This window comes from Acinetobacter corruptisaponis (assembly GCF_030053775.1).
In the GTDB taxonomy this organism is placed as follows: Bacteria; Pseudomonadota; Gammaproteobacteria; order Pseudomonadales; family Moraxellaceae; genus Acinetobacter; species Acinetobacter corruptisaponis.
The window spans coordinates 3240170-3254072 of record NZ_CP125669.1 but is presented as its reverse complement, the minus strand read 5'-3'; the positions used below and the strand labels follow the sequence as shown (position 1 = coordinate 3254072).

Here is a 13903-nt window from a genome sequence, read left to right as displayed (position 1 = left end):
TATAGACATCTCCGTTTTAGAATCCTAATCCTAAATCTCAGGATATGTATAAATTATGATGCCTCGCTCACCCCATACGTCGCCACTCGTCGCACCAGTTATATTAAATATTCCACCACCCTAATTTTAGGCAATAAAAAACCAGCCGAAGCTGGCTTCCCACAAATCAGTAAAGAAGATTACTGTTTTGCATAAATGCTGATTTCAACACGGCGGTTTTGTTCACGACCAGAAGCAGTGCTGTTGTCTGCGATTGGGTTTGATGAACCATAACCTTGCGCATCAATACGGCCCGCTGATACACCCTGACTTGCCAAATAGCTTCTTACTGACTGAGCACGCGCTTGAGACAATGGGATGTTGATTGAGTCATTACCTGTATTGTCTGTATAACCAGTTACAAGAATCGCACTCTTGTTATCTTCAGCCAAAGTTTGCGCCACTTTGTTCAAGGTGCCATAGAAGTTTGGCTTGATGTTTGACTTGTTGGTGTCAAATGTAATGCTGCCTGGCATAATCAACTGCACAGAACCATCTGGGTTACGGCCTACTTCCACACCTGTACCAGCCATTTGTTGACGTAGTTTCTTCTCTTTATTGTCGAGATACAAACCACCAGCACCACCAAGAATCGCACCAATTGCAGCCGCACGGTTGTTTTGTGAAGCCTTGTTTGCATTACCCTTGGATACACCATAACCTGCCGCCGCACCAATCAGTGCACCGAGGGCAGCTTTATCATATTCTACGCCACCAATGTTATTACCTGTAGTCTGGCAACCAGAAAGTACCAATCCAGCCCCAACGAGTGTTGAAATTACTAATGCACGCATTGCGTAGCTCCTGTCTATGTATTTTTGTCTGATGAAATAATGAATGAGAAAATTCAGCTAGACCATTGATATTTTGTTAATAATAAACAATTTATTTATCTTTTTGTAATATTTTGATGCATTTTACTTCATAAAATCCTCATATTCTCTCCATTGTTTTCAATTTATCGTATTTCTAAAAATACGAGACATATGTCTCAATAAAAGTTTTTAAGAACTTTATACGTCAAATGCCCGATGCTTCACTTATGATAAAGTGGACTAAAATTGCGGAAAATGGGTAAATCCATAAAAAATGTCAACATCTTCAAATATACAGTTGTATTTCAATTTCCGTTGTTTATAGTTGGAACATCTTTTTAAATCTCTGCACTCAAGGTTAGATTTATGTCTACTGCCCATAAAAAAGCATCCTTATTGCAAAAAGTCAGTAAAGGACTCACGGTTGGTTCGGTCATTACAGGAAGCACGTTTTTACATGGTCCCCCTGTTTTGGCACTCGGTTTTACCAAGCTGTTTAAAAAATCAAAAAAAGTAGACGAAACCAATATTCAATTGGCCAATAGCTGGATTGGCGTAAATAACCAGTTGATTGAACAGGTACTCCCAAACCTGAAATGGGACATCAGCATTGATGAAAAGCTCAACCTCAATTTACAGGGTCGCTATATGATGATCTGCAATCATCAAAGCTGGGTGGACACCACGGTGAACCAGTATTTTGGTTTAACCCGCATGCCCCTCACCCGTTTCTTTACCAAATGGGAACTTATTTTCATTCCGTTTGTGGGTCAGGCATTTAAAATCCTGGGCTTCCCCATGATGAAGCGCCATACCAAGGAACAGATTGCAAAAAATCCTGAACTGAAGTCACGCGATATGTTTGAGGCGCGTAAAGCCTGCGAACAGTTATTGAGCCAGCCATTTACCCTATTAAACTATCTGGAAGGCACACGTTTCACTCCAGAAAAGCATGCACAGCAGCAATCCCCATATAAAAACCTGCTCAAGCCTAAAGCAGGCGGTCTGGCATTAGCCTTGAATATTCTGGGAGATAAGATTGATGCACTGGTTGACATGACCATTGTCTACCCAGACGGCGTACCAGATTATGGGGATTTCTGGCTTGGCGATGTTCCGCGCATTGCAGTGGATTTACGTCAAATTGACATTCCTGACTGGGTGGTGGGTGGTAACTATGAAGATGATCCTGTTTATCGGGAACGTTTCCAAAACTGGGTGGATCAGGTCTGGACTGAAAAAGATCAACTCATTACTGAAATGAAATCCAAATACAAGCCATAATTTCTTTAGGGATTAAACAAGAACATGACCCAGCAGGACTCAGGACAAAACTCTAAATATAGCTATGTGAATCCGAATAGTAAGTTTTTTAAGCTATTCCTCGCCTATGACATTTTCATGGTCTTTATTATTGTTTTCAATCTGTTCTGTCTGGGCATGAACTTTTTCCTCATGAGCAACATCGGGGAATGGTTTTTCAACACGATCCACCTTCCCAGTGTCCTTGAGTTCTATCGTACATATTTACATCCCTGGGTGATTACCACTGAAGCATGGTTTATTATTTTTTTAATCATTGAGCTGGTGGTACGCTGGCTGCTCTCAATTGTGCAAAAACATCATGCACGCTGGTGGTTCTTTCCCTTTATCCATTGGTATGAAATTCTAGCCATCATTCCACACCTGCGTTTTCTACGTCTATTTCGTGCAGGTATCATCGCCTACCGTTTATATGAACTTGGCTACAAGGTCATCCCAGACAATATCCGCATTAAGGCGATGTTTTATTACCGTGTGATCATGGAAGAACTGTCTGACCGTGTGGTGATCACCGTGATTGATGGTGTCAGACATGAACTTGAAACCAGCTCCACGCACAAAAAGATTATCCACGATCTTGTTGATCATCATCGCGAATTGTTTACAGTCACCCTTGCCTCCATGCTACAGGAATCGCTAGCCAAGGCATTGCAGCAGCAACAGCCTGTGATTACTCAGAAAGTGGGCATCATCGTTAATCAGGCGATTGAGGATACACCTGAGCTGACACAACTGCTGCGTTTGATTCCAATTGTCGGGGGACGGATTGAACAGCAGATTCAGAGTATTGGACAACGTCTGGGGGAGAATATTAGTGCGGGTTTAATTGAGCCATTTACAGTAGGTTCCCCAAATCGCCCCAATGAAAACTATCAACTTATCGCAGAAAAGGTCAGTGAACTGAACATTGACAACCAATATCTGGAAGAGCTGGTGGAATCCGTGGTATTTGAAAGCCTTGAAGCGATACGAAAGCAGGTCAAGGTGAAACAGTGGCAGCAAACTTTGCAGGAATACGATCAATTGGATAAAAAATCAGAAAGTTGACAAGAAAATTTACCAATCAAGCTAGAGAATTACTGTAATTTGTTCTAGCATTTGCTCTTATTTACAACATATGCAGGGCAATTGCCCTTATACAATAGAGTGCTTAAAAAAGCCCTGAAGGATAAATTATGGCTGATATACGGATTACGGGCAGAATGGTGAATTTTAGTCGACTGACTTTCGACACAAATGACCATGCTGCAATCCGACAGCAACTGACAAGCACACTCAATGAGGGTTCTTATTTAGGGACGTTGGTCATCATTGACAGTACCGTCGAGCAAGAGCTGATCGCCTTGATTCAACTGTTAATTGATTTGGGTTTACAGCCAATGGCGGTGATCGATGGTATCTTGGGAGATGAGGCACGTGCAATCCAGTTCCCTGTTCTGCCTACGGATCAGCCCTTGCAGCGCATCAGGGCCTCTAAAGAGCAGGTCGTTGACCATGCCCCTGAAAAAACAGCCGATAGTGTTGCAATACAAACACCACAAAAAAACACATCGGTTACGCATGTCACCTCTTATCATGATGAGATTTTGCGTACAGGCCAGTCTTTGGTACAGGATCAGGGCGATATTATCCTGAATGCTGGCATGAATAGTGGATCAGAAGTCATTGCATCTGGAAATATTCACATCTATGGCAATGCCCGTGGTAGAGTCATTGCAGGCGCAGGTGGACATAGCTCAGCACGCATTTTTTGCAATTCTTTGGAAGCGGAACTGATCTCGATTGCAGGAACCTATTGTGTGGCGGATGATATCCCCAAAGATATGATCAAAAAACCTGTACATATTTATTTAAATAACAAGCAAGAGCTTGAATTTGAACCCTTACAGTTTTAACTTAACTGATTAAGTCAAAAAAGCACCAAAAAGCCCTTTTAGGGGCGTATGACCATAAATAGGAGTGGATTCGGTGGCCAAAATTGTTGTCGTAACGTCAGGCAAAGGTGGTGTAGGTAAAACTACAACAAGTGCATCTTTTGCAACGGGTTTAGCCCTACGTGGTCATAAAACTGTTGTGATTGATTTCGATGTGGGTTTACGTAACCTTGATTTGATTATGGGCTGTGAGCGCCGTGTGGTTTATGACTTTGTCAATGTCATCAATAATGAAGCCCGCCTACAGCAAGCACTGATCCGTGATAAAGACATTGAAAACCTGTTCATTTTGCCTGCATCACAAACACGTGATAAAGATGCTTTGAGTGATGAAGGTGTGGCACGCGTCATCGACGAGCTTTCACAGGAATTTGACTACATCATCTGTGACTCTCCTGCGGGTATTGAACGTGGTGCGATTCTAGCCATGTACCATGCGGATGAAGCCATCATTGTCACCAACCCTGAGATTTCATCAGTCCGTGACTCTGACCGTATTATTGGTATGCTTGACAGCAAGACCAAAAAAGTTGAGCAAAATGAAGGTCGTATCCGTAAGCACCTGTGTATCACACGTTTCAATCCTGAGCGTGCAGATAAACAGGAAATGCTGACCATTGATGATATTTCTAAAGATATTTTACGTGTTCCGACTTTGGGCGTGATTCCAGAGTGTCCAAGCGTGCTACAGGCATCGAACGAAGGTAAACCTGTGATTCTTTATCCAGAAGCAAAAGCTGGGCAAGCCTATGACGATCTGGTTGCCCGTTTCCTTGGCGAAGACCGTCCTTATCGACACATTGCAGTGCAGCCAAAAGGTTGGTTGGCTAGACTATTTGGAGCGTAACTATGGCAGGATTCTGGAGTAAACTGTTTAGCGGTGATGAAAAACCATCAAGTGCACAAACTGCCAAAGACCGTTTGAAAGTAATTGTTGCATCTGAACAGGGCTTGGGCCGTCGTCTTAGCCAGGACAAGATTGACCAGATGAAGAAAGAAATCATGCAGGTCGTGAGTCGTTATGTGCGTGGGGTGGATGAACAGCATATCCAAATGCAGGTTCGTTCAGAAGCAAATATCGAAATGCTTGAGATGAATATCAATTTACCTGAAGAACGATAGAAGTTTTTTCATTAGCGATTTTTCGCAAATAAAGGCAGAATACGCGAGTGGATTTGGAAAGCATTCCTTTCATCCACTTCAAGGATTTTGCCTTTATTGTTTTATAAAACTGAGGAGATTGTCATGGCATTATCACAGCCAGCAACTTTCAATGAAGAATGGTCAGATGAGCGTGTGTTTGCCTACCTCAACCAGCTTCCACCAGCGGGTGTAAATGCTGACTTCCATGTGCTCTATCATGCGTTCAAGCATATGCGTCCACATGACTATGAGCGTTTGATTACCAAGTTTCTGGCAGATGGCCGTGACCTGAATGCAACCAATCCAGAGGGGCAACGCATCCACGATGTCATCGCACAATATCCTCGCCAAAAAGAAGGTTTTCTGGAAGTTTTAGCAAAATTCGCTTAAGCCATCTTTCTATTCTGCAATCAAAATAATGATTGTTTTGGTTGCAGTCCCTTATCCATATCCGCTTTTCCACTATCACAACCAAGCCACTCCTCTTTATTTATAATGTTTTTATAAAAAATCTTTATTCCTTTCTCTTTTACAATTAGAAATTCAAATCATAAATTCAGTAAAAATTTCTCAATCATTCCCCATTTGAGGAATAGGCATCCCTCTGTCTCTTGAATACATTAGAAGAGGTATTTAATCAAGAAAACCAAAAAATTATTCCAATTAAGGGGAATACTATGCAAAAACAATTTTCTATTCCAACATTACTCAGTTGCATGCTGACTTTAACTGCCTGCGGTGGAGGTGGTAATGAAAATCAGGCAGCAAACAATACACCTCCACCTACTCCAGAAACACGTATTGTCAGTGTGGATATGTTGGGTGGACGTGTCGCAATCCCTATAGAGTTTATAGATGCTAAAACTGGAAAACCAATTACACAGAAAGTTACCTTAACCGCATCGGATGATGTTACTGGAGACAACCTTTACGAAAGTGCCAACGTTGGTAGTGCCGATAATAAACATGATACAGGTTCAACAACCATTTTTCTAAAAGCGGATGCAGTTAAAAATGCTACTGTAGCAAATCCAGTTAAATTACGGTTAGTTGCCAGTGCAGATGGTTATTTTAGTTCAAGCACTGATGTTATATATAATGGTTCAGATCTAACACTCATACGAATCAACCTAGTCAATAAAGCTGAACCACCAGCTGGAGTCGCAGTAGCTGTACAGAAAGATGCCAAAGCGGATAGCACAGGAACCCTGTCAACCGCATTAAATCTCACTGCGACGACAACTGATACTGCATCTAAAGGTGCAAGTGCGACCTTTACTCTGCCATCAGGCACAGTACTGAAAGACCACAATGGTGAACCATTAACTGGTGATTTACAGGTCAGTATTGGTTACTTTAGCCCCAAAACTGAAAATATTGGTGAGGTCTTCCCAGGTGGTCTAAACCCAGATCGTGTTCGTACTGCATGGAACAGCCAAACCAGTTCATGGGATACACAGGCTGGCTACTTTGTCACGGCGGGCTTATTGGCAGTCGACATTGTGGATAGCCAAGGACGTAAAGCACATTTACTTGAAAATGCCCAAGGTGAAATGACTATTCAGGCTCCTGCTGGCTTAATCAATCCTGAAACCAACCAGCCCATTAAAGATGGCGATAAAATTCCTGTCTGGAGTCATAACGAGGCAAATGGTTTATGGCAGAAAGAATTGGTCGGTACATTCAAGCAAAATGCGACTGGTAATTTTGATGTGACCTACAAGGTGAAACATCTGTCTTACTGGAATCTGGATTGGCATTACAGTGAAGTATGCCCACCTGTTTTATCAATCAACTTTAATAAGGCATTCTCTGTTGCCCCATACGTTCTTCTCAATATTGATTTTTCAGACTATGGCCGATATAACACATTCTATTTAAGAAATTCTACAGACCTAACTGGACTGTACAATGCTCCAAAAGGTAAAGAGATTACTTTCACATTAATCACTACAGATGGTACAGTTGTCGGTCAAGGAACAAAGCCAGCCAATTCATGTAGTACTGTTAATATTAATGTGACAGGTAATTTCCCTAAACCTCGTGATGCATCAGCTCAAATATTACTAACTGCGCCACAGGGCTTTACCAAAGCTGAAATCACAACTTTACTCAGTGGAATGAAGTCATTAACGGATGCTCAACGTACAGCCGTTCTTAAATATACTCATCCAACTGATCCCAATGCCAAATTTAAGCTTGACCAAGCTGCCTATCAAAAACTTATGGATATTGCATTGACACGTGGGCAAGTAGCGAGTTTACAGGCCTTGATGAGTGTGCAGGTCAAAGCTCAAGGTTATTTCTCCGCTTATGATCAGGATTGGTCAGGTTACTATAGCCAACTCTCCAATACTGGCGGTATGACATTCTACAATTTACCAAGCAAAGACATCACTTTTAAGGGAGCAGAACAACAAAGCTATAACTGGTATGATTGGTGGACGGGTCAGACCTATTCATACACCTATACCCAAGAATACGCCTGGCTGTATGGTTATGTCCAAAACAGTAATGGTAGCTGGAAATATTTCCAGATTCCTCTAAAATCCCCACATACCATTAAAAAAGATGATATGCAAACTACAATTATTTTTGAGGATATGGATGCCATGCAACGTATATTGTCCTACTTAAATAGCCAGCAAACATCCAAATAAATAAAATCATTATTTTATATTAGACCTCCTTAGCAAGAGGTCTAATTTTTTATTCAATTAGCACTTTCTTAATTGTTACCAATCAGATAAACACCCAATAAAGTGAATATTCCACCAGAAACGCCATCAATCCATTTGGCAAAGTTTTGGTATGCAGTTCTAAATGCGGGTAAGGAAAAAACAAAGGCAACCAGCAAAAACCACAGGAATGTCTCAATCGACACAATAATAAAAAGCAGGGAATGATGCTGGTCAAATAAAGGATTGGCTAAAAACAGTGAAAATACACTACCAAAGTAAATAATTGCCTTAGGATTCGATAGATTGGTAAGTAAACCTTTCATAAAGAATAGATAAGGTGATTGAGGTAAGGTCATCTGTTTTACTGTTTCATTACCCTTTGAAAAGGCTGAGCGTAGCATCTGGAAACCGAGCCAGCATAAATATAGGCCACCTGCAATTAAAAGGCCCTGCTTTAGCCATGCCATCTTTTCAAAAATAATGTTCAGCCCCATGAGCGCCAATAACGACCACAACATCGCCCCCAAACAAATACCGAGAACCACCAATACCGCATCTTTGCGGGAGCGACTAATTGCAGTCTGGGAAACTAAGAAGAAATCTGGGCCAGGGGTAATCAATGCACAAAAATGAATAAAGATGAGCGTACACAGTGCAACCCACATAGCCAAACCCAATGTTAAAACCTTAAAGGTTTAGCTTAAATAAAAACGTGATTATTACCATATAAAAACAAGAAAATAAAAACGACAAAGCCTCAGAATAGAGGCTTTATTAATGGAATATGATCGTTAAACCAGAATATCCCGCTTACCATTTGCTCCCATTGCACTGACAATCCCATTTTCTTCCATTTGATCAACTATACGGGCAGCACGGTTATAGCCCAAACTAAATTTACGCTGGATAGATGAGGTAGATACTTTACGGGTTTCCAGTACAAAAGATACACACTGATCATATAATGCATCCCGACTTGGATCACCCTCTCCATCCTCAAAACCACGGGATGTTGGTTCTTCGTCAAATGGGGTCAGGATTTCATCAACATAATCAGGCTCACCACGTTCACGCCAGGCATCACAGATACGGTTGACCTCATCATCACTGATAAATGCACCATGTACACGTTCAGGTTCAATCTTCCCAGGTCCAAGGAACAGCATATCACCATGACCAAGCAAGTCCTCTGCCCCACCTGCATCCAGAATGGTACGTGAGTCAATTTTACTGTTCACACGTAATGCCACACGGGTTGGAATATTGGCCTTAATCAGGCCTGTAATCACATCTACAGATGGGCGCTGTGTCGCAAGCAGTAAATGAATGCCTGCCGCACGGGATTTCTGCGCCAAACGGGTAATCATCTCTTCAGCTTTTTTACCAACCTGCATGATCATATCGGCAAACTCATCGGCCACGATTACGATCGAAGGGAGTGGAGTCAATCGCGGTGCGCGCTCACCCACCACTGAATCACTTGCTTTCCAGGTTGGATCAATCAGGTCCTCACCATTGGCTATCGCCTCTTCCACCTTACGGTTGTAGTCACTGAGTTTACGGATTTTCAGGAATGACATCAGTTTGTAACGGCGTTCCATTTCATTGACACACCAGTTTAATGCACTGACAGCATCTTTCATGTCAGTCACCACAGGTGTTAACAGGTGTGGAATATCATTATAGTTGGCCAATTCAAGCTGTTTCGGGTCAATCAAAATTAAACGCAACTGATCAGGTGTATATTTCAGCAACATTGAAAGGATCATCGAGTTGACCGCAACCGATTTACCCGAACCCGTAGTACCCGCAACCAGCATATGCGGGGCCTTGGCTAAATCGGTCAAGACAGGATTACCAGAAATGTCCTTACCCATCGCCATACTAATTAAATTATTCGGATCGCGGTAAGTTGGCGTTTCCAGTAGCTCAATCAAACGCACCATTTCACGCGTGCTGTTCGGCACTTCAATACCGATATATGGTTTTCCTGGAATGACCTCGACCACACGCACCGATGCCATTGACATTGAACGCGCCAAGTCACGCGAAATATTGGTCACTTTGGATGCCTTGACCCCTGGCGCAAGATCAAGTTCAAAACGTGTAACCACTGGACCTGGCTGGGCTTCCACCACCTGTGCCTTGACGTTAAATTCCTGTAGCTTGATTTCCAGAAGCTCTGACAGTCGGGCTAATTGTTCAGCAGTGAAGTTCACCTTTTTATTTGGATCAACGTCATCCAGCAGTTCCAGCCCTGGTAAGGTTGGCAAGTCACGGCGTTTCTGCGCCACTTGCATGGCACGAGACATTGGACGACCAAAGGAATCGGTTAATGGCGCATCCAGATCAAAATCATCCTCAATATCCAGGTCTGCATCAGGTTCAGCCTTACCTGCGGTCTCCTGCCAGGCCTCAATAAAGGCTTCCTTGGATAGTGTCTCTTTTGGTGTGACAATTTCAATTGGCGCTTTTACAAAAGCAGAGGACTGAGCATAACTTGCAGCTTGAGGTCTTATATTTTCCTGCTCATCCTCAACAAGAAGATCATTAAACTCATCAAACGCTTCACTTGTAGAACTGTGCTTCTCTTCCTGAACAACATTTTGAACTGAAGACGCATGTGGCTGGACTACAATGGTTTGTGCCGATTCTGCAATCAATGCCTCTATATCTGCTTCAAACTCCACCTCATCCACTTGTTCATGAAAGTTTGAATGTGCTGGAACCTCCTGTGTAAACGGTGTATGCGTTGCAGTTTTATTATTTGGAACGGCAGCCAACAACTCATCAAAAATCTGGTCATCATTCCAGTCTAAATTGCTACCGCTTTCTCTTTGCAAAGTAGGTTCAATCCGTTGAGACTGCATAGTATTGTAGGATGCCACATGCTGATGAGAATCATCCGCGGCCTTTAACAACTCATCAATCTCCTGTTTATGGCTAATATCATCGCTTTGCAGCGCACGCCATACCTCACCCGTCTGAATCAGGCGTTGGCTTTCCGCTTCCAGTTGATGTGCCTTTTGCAAGGTTTGTTCAAAATCCTCAATGACATGGGCTTCTTCTGACTGGACACTTTGCTGCTCTTTCGCAACCACATCCGCAAATAACCTTTCTGCCACCTGTTGATGATGTGAATCATCCACTTTAGTTGATTGATCATTCCGTTCTAAATCAACCGCTTTAATTTCAGGAGTATTTGCGACCGCAGACTCAGTTTTAGCTTTATTTTTAATGGCAGGTGTTTCTTTGGTCAATTGTTCAGTGAGGTCATAGGCCGACTCGGTCTGTGGTACATTTTTATAAAACAGGTCCTGCAAATAAGCGGGCGTATTTTTCAATGTCACCCATGTTTTATCCCACTGGATTCCAAATGCCAAGGTAATCAATACAATGCCAAATGCCAATAAGAATAAGGTTGCCCCATAAATCGTCAGCAACTGCGATAAACTTTGTCCCAGCTCATACCCAATAATGCCACCCGCCGCATTTTCCAGCGTGTCGGCTGGCATATTCCAGTGTAAATACAACAGGCTTGATAAAGATAAAATCAGGAAAAACTGGGCCGCATAACGAAACGGCCGATTTAGAAAACTTCTTGGCCACCAGACCTGAATCGCTTCCATAAACAGGAATAATGGAATCAGCAGGCTTGCCCAGCCTAGAAAGCCAAACAACAGGTCCGCAATCCAGGCACCTGCCACCCCACTGGCGTTGGAAACCTGCTGGGTATCACTGGAAATATGCATCCATCCTGGATCAAATGGTGTATAGGTCACTGTGGCAAGAAATAGGTAAATGCCAAAAGAAATCAAAAATAATGTCATTAAAAAGCGTTGTGCATAAACACTTGACACCGCAGTCATATACAGTCCTGTAACCCAATTCATTTATCATTAGAATTAATGAAGTTCATCAAGAATCTTCAATCAATACGCTCTCTATTATGCACTCGTTCTTACAAAAAAGATGCACGATTGTTTACTGTTGTTGTTAACATTGTGGGCGTGTTGACTTTATCGCAAAGCACTGGCGAAATATCAACAGCTCCATTGATGGTATAGCCCAATTCGATTGAGTTTATCAATATTATCCTCATGGATTTACGCCACTCCCCTGTGGATTCACGTATAATTTTAGCATTTTCAATATAAAAAGGATGTTCTTTAATGAGCGCTCGTCACTCACGGTTGATTATTCTGGGTTCTGGCCCTGCGGGTTATAGTGCAGCGGTATATGCAGCACGTGCCAACCTCAAGCCAACTCTGATTGCTGGTTTGCAACTTGGTGGACAGTTGACAACGACCACTGAAGTGGATAACTGGCCAGGTGACCCAGAGGGATTAACTGGTCCTGTATTGATGGAACGCATGCAAGCCCACGCTGAACGTTTCGGTACAGAAATTGTCTATGACCATATCAATGAAGTCGATTTGAAAACCCGTCCATTTGTCCTGAAAGGCGACATGGAAGAATACACCTGTGATGCGCTGATTATTGCAACAGGCGCGACTGCGCAATATCTTGGTCTGGAATCTGAAGCGGCGTTTATGGGTCAGGGTGTGAGTGCCTGTGCAACCTGTGATGGCTTCTTCTATAAAAACCAGAATGTCATGGTTGTGGGTGGTGGTAACACTGCGGTTGAGGAAGCACTTTATCTTTCAAACATTGCGGCGCATGTAACACTGGTACACCGTCGTGACAGCCTGCGTTCCGAGAAGATTTTACAGGACCATTTATTTGCCAAAGAAAAAGAAGGCAAGATCAGTATCATCTGGAACCATCAGGTTGATGAAGTGCTTGGTGACAAGACGGGTGTAACCGCTGTGCGTATCAAGTCCACCCAGGATGCCAGCACACAGGATGTTCAGGTTCAGGGCCTGTTTGTTGCGATTGGTCATAAACCAAATACCAGCATGTTTGATGGTCAGCTTAACCTGCGTGATGGTTATATTCAGGTTCAAAGTGGAACTTCGGGTAATGCAACGGCAGCTTCCATTGAGGGTGTGTTTGCCGCGGGTGATGTGGCGGATAGCGTTTATCGTCAGGCCATTACTTCGGCAGGTTCAGGCTGTATGGCTGCACTGGATGCAGAAAAATACCTCGACAACCTGAATTAATTACTGCTCCTCATCTTACGTTGACAGTCCAATGGATTGTCAACGCCCTCCAGTTCAGTTAGTTTAAAATTATTCTGACTAACCTCATTTCTTATGCAACCACTTCCCCTATCCCAATATATTTTTCCAAATCCTGTGGAAGCTGATCCTGAGGGTCATGGTTTTATCTGCATTGGTGCTGATTTATCTCCATCAACCTTATTCGAAGCCTATACACACGGCCTATTTCCCTGGTTTAATGAGGATGAACCAATTTGCTGGTGGAGTCCTGAGCCTCGCTGCATTATCCAGCCACAATCCTATAAACCCAGTAAATCCTTGCTGCGAAATATGAAAAAGCATGACTATCACATTACCATCAATCATGCCTTTGAAGATGTAATCCGTTCCTGCTCGCTGCCCCGTAGCTATGCCAATGAAACCTGGATTAGTGAAGATATTATTCAGGGATATTGTGCATTGTTTACAGCAGGTTATGCCTATAGTGTTGAAGTCTGGCAACAGGAAAAACTGGTTGGTGGTTTGTATGGGGTTACAATCGGCAAAAGCTGTTTTGGTGAGTCCATGTTTAGTACCGAAACCGATGTTTCCAAGATGGCTTTCTATACCTTGATGCTGATTGGACAGGAAAATCAGTTGCCATGGATTGACTGCCAACTGGTTAACGATCATCTCCTCAGTCTGGGTGCCAGTACAATTTCTCGCCAGGCATACTTAAAATCGTTACAAGATGTAATTATTGCCCCCCCTATCAATTGGAAAAACTATCAGGAACGTGTATTTTCAAGTAAAACAATAGCAGTTAATGCAAAATTAGACGGTTAATGGACTAACGCCTTGGAGGG

At 42.7% G+C, this 13903-nt stretch carries 12 protein-coding genes; 9 read left to right on the top strand and 3 right to left on the bottom strand.

What is annotated here, in order from left to right:
- Positions 1 to 179: 179 nt before the first annotated feature.
- On the bottom strand, positions 180 to 833 hold the full coding sequence (locus QLH32_RS15490; protein ID WP_279961236.1) for a YiaD family glycine zipper/OmpA-like lipoprotein: 654 nt from the start codon (positions 831 to 833) through the stop codon (positions 180 to 182).
- Positions 834 to 1220: 387 nt separating this feature from the next.
- Here QLH32_RS15490 and yihG point away from each other — a divergent pair, with 387 nt between their 5' ends.
- From yihG to QLH32_RS15455, 7 genes are all read left to right on the top strand, one after another.
- Positions 1221 to 2138, top strand: a complete 918-nt coding sequence (gene yihG / locus QLH32_RS15485; RefSeq protein WP_283266938.1) for a 1-acylglycerol-3-phosphate O-acyltransferase, YihG family — start codon at positions 1221 to 1223, stop codon at positions 2136 to 2138.
- A 24-nt stretch (positions 2139 to 2162) separates the two neighbouring features.
- Positions 2163 to 3224, top strand: coding sequence for a preprotein translocase subunit SecA (locus tag QLH32_RS15480; protein WP_283266937.1), 1062 nt, complete (start codon positions 2163 to 2165; stop codon positions 3222 to 3224).
- Between the two features lie 128 nt (positions 3225 to 3352).
- A complete protein-coding gene (gene minC / locus QLH32_RS15475) occupies positions 3353 to 4072 on the top strand; it encodes a septum site-determining protein MinC (RefSeq protein WP_283266936.1) in 720 nt (239 codons plus the stop codon).
- A gap of 73 nt (positions 4073 to 4145) precedes the next feature.
- Entirely contained in the window at positions 4146 to 4958 is an 813-nt protein-coding gene (gene minD / locus QLH32_RS15470; protein ID WP_004682801.1) for a septum site-determining protein MinD, read from the top strand.
- A 2-nt stretch (positions 4959 to 4960) separates the two neighbouring features.
- Complete coding sequence (minE, locus tag QLH32_RS15465; protein ID WP_279961232.1) at positions 4961 to 5233, top strand: cell division topological specificity factor MinE; 273 nt, start codon at positions 4961 to 4963, stop codon at positions 5231 to 5233.
- 123 nt (positions 5234 to 5356) lie between these two features.
- On the top strand, positions 5357 to 5644 hold the full coding sequence (locus tag QLH32_RS15460; RefSeq protein WP_004676583.1) for a PA4642 family protein: 288 nt from the start codon (positions 5357 to 5359) through the stop codon (positions 5642 to 5644).
- A gap of 287 nt (positions 5645 to 5931) precedes the next feature.
- Entirely contained in the window at positions 5932 to 7914 is a 1983-nt protein-coding gene (locus QLH32_RS15455) for a hypothetical protein (protein WP_283266933.1), read from the top strand.
- 68 nt (positions 7915 to 7982) lie between these two features.
- Here the strand turns inward: QLH32_RS15455 and rhtC are convergent, their stop codons facing one another.
- Positions 7983 to 8600: a threonine export protein RhtC gene (gene rhtC / locus QLH32_RS15450; RefSeq protein ID WP_283266931.1), complete on the bottom strand. Its 618-nt coding sequence runs from the start codon at positions 8598 to 8600 to the stop codon at positions 7983 to 7985.
- 126 nt (positions 8601 to 8726) lie between these two features.
- Positions 8727 to 11804 carry a DNA translocase FtsK gene (locus QLH32_RS15445; RefSeq protein WP_283266929.1) on the bottom strand — a complete coding sequence of 1026 codons (3078 nt, stop codon included), beginning with the start codon at positions 11802 to 11804 and terminating at the stop codon, positions 8727 to 8729.
- Positions 11805 to 12107: 303 nt separating this feature from the next.
- On the opposite strand from QLH32_RS15445, the gene trxB reads away from it, so the two are divergent.
- Together trxB and aat are read left to right on the top strand one after the other, a co-directional pair.
- The gene (trxB, locus tag QLH32_RS15440; protein ID WP_004761805.1) at positions 12108 to 13058 is read left to right on the top strand and encodes a thioredoxin-disulfide reductase; all 951 of its coding nucleotides are present in this window, start codon (positions 12108 to 12110) and stop codon (positions 13056 to 13058) included.
- A gap of 93 nt (positions 13059 to 13151) precedes the next feature.
- A complete protein-coding gene (aat, locus tag QLH32_RS15435; protein WP_283266928.1) occupies positions 13152 to 13883 on the top strand; it encodes a leucyl/phenylalanyl-tRNA--protein transferase in 732 nt (243 codons plus the stop codon).
- Positions 13884 to 13903 lie beyond the last annotated feature (20 nt).